This window comes from Xenorhabdus eapokensis (assembly GCF_001908105.1).
The window spans coordinates 1-1,486 of the sequence record NZ_MKGQ01000105.1 but is presented as its reverse complement, the minus strand read 5'-3'; the positions used below and the strand labels follow the sequence as shown (position 1 = coordinate 1,486).

The 1,486-nt window shown below is 49.4% G+C and carries 2 protein-coding genes; both read right to left on the bottom strand.

Annotated elements, in window-relative coordinates; all coding sequences use genetic code 11:
- A partial coding sequence (locus Xedl_RS19530) for a type VI secretion system baseplate subunit TssF (protein WP_143187502.1) occupies window positions 1-1,082 on the bottom strand: 1,082 nt, incomplete at its 3' end.
- 100 nt (window positions 1,083-1,182) lie between these two features.
- Window positions 1,183-1,486: hypothetical protein (locus Xedl_RS19525; RefSeq protein ID WP_208605108.1), on the bottom strand; the 304-nt coding region annotated here is incomplete at its 5' end.

The window sequence follows — 1,486 nt, the reverse complement described above, 5'->3', positions numbered from 1 at the left end:
GCATCATCATCGAAAAAACGCCCGACGGGAACAAACTGCTCAATCGGCAGCCAGTGATAAGGCGTGCCACGCTGCTCACTGTCTTCGGGCTGCACCACCACCTGAACCTCCTGCAGCCGGTACAAGCACACCGAACCGCCCAATGGCAGCGGATAGCGGTGATTACCGGCTTCCAACCGGACAGGTGGGCTGGCCTGGTTTTCCAGATGGATCGCCGGCACACAACCCAACAAAAATGCCCCCTCGACATCCTCCAGCGGCAATTCACCCTCGAAACGAAAAACCAGTTCAAACGTGCCATCGTCATTCAGCGGGACTTTTGCGCAACTGCTGCTGATATCCAGCGTGACAAAGTTATACAGTTGGGATAGTGCATAATATTCCACCAACGGTTGCAGACCGGAATACGTATTTTTGGGCACAGGCAGCACCGGACTATCAAGCAGATCATGCCAGCCATAAGGAAAACCGCGCAGCTTTCGCTGCTTGCCCTGCGTGTTCAGGCTGACTTCACAAATATGTTGATCCAGCCACAGACTGAGCTGGGCGGCCTTTTCGGTGTCAGTGCCGAGGAAAAAAGATAAGGCTCCGCTTTGCCAGAAAGAAGACGCCGAACCGGTTTGGCATAGTATCAGGATGATTTCACTGTGAGTACCCGTTTTCCTGACTGCGCGCGCCTGGACAATTAACGGTTCAATATGTAAAGGACGGCAGGTTTTAAAGTTGATCAATTGCCCGTTAAGGCTGGCAGACACCGATGTACTGATCGGGATCTCGGCAGTGCCCTGATGTTCATCATCCGTGGGCGTAAATTGTACTATCGTCGTCGGTGGAATAGGAGACAGGGCTAACGGCCAGATACGGGAGAGAATGCCGTGAACAATTTCGGGCAAATTATCCTCCAGCTTGTCCCGCAGATTGGCAATCAAAAACGCAAAGGCTTCGAAAACACGGGCAATATCAGGGTCATGAGAGGAAACCAGAAACTCAGCCAGATGCGGTGACTCTTTCGCGATGTGCTCAGCCAGCTCTCGCAGGTAAGCGCGCTCTTTTAGATAAAGCGATTCTTTGTTGTTTTTCATTGAATTTAACTTGTGTTTTATCAATTAGGCTTCGGTATCATGCTGAATCTCAGCGAGATAAAATGCGTGGTTGAACAGCAAAGCACATTTATTCTACACATTAATCAATCAAATTAATTAACGAATTAAATCCAATTTTTGGCTGGTGTTGGCAGAATATAGGGGGATTATCGGAATATGCACGGTAATTCAGGCAAAAATAAGTCTGGCAGGAATCCTTAATGGTTTGACTCTCGCCTGTCTGACCGTTAATATCTTTCTCGACAAAAATGATCCCTCGCCTGTCAGGATCGCCTTCGGGTGGCGAATGAAAACTCCCGTAGCCTGCAAGGGAGAGCAAGCATTGCGGTACATCTGCCCACCTTTGGAAGCAGATATTGTCAGACATAAACCCCTTGTCTGGT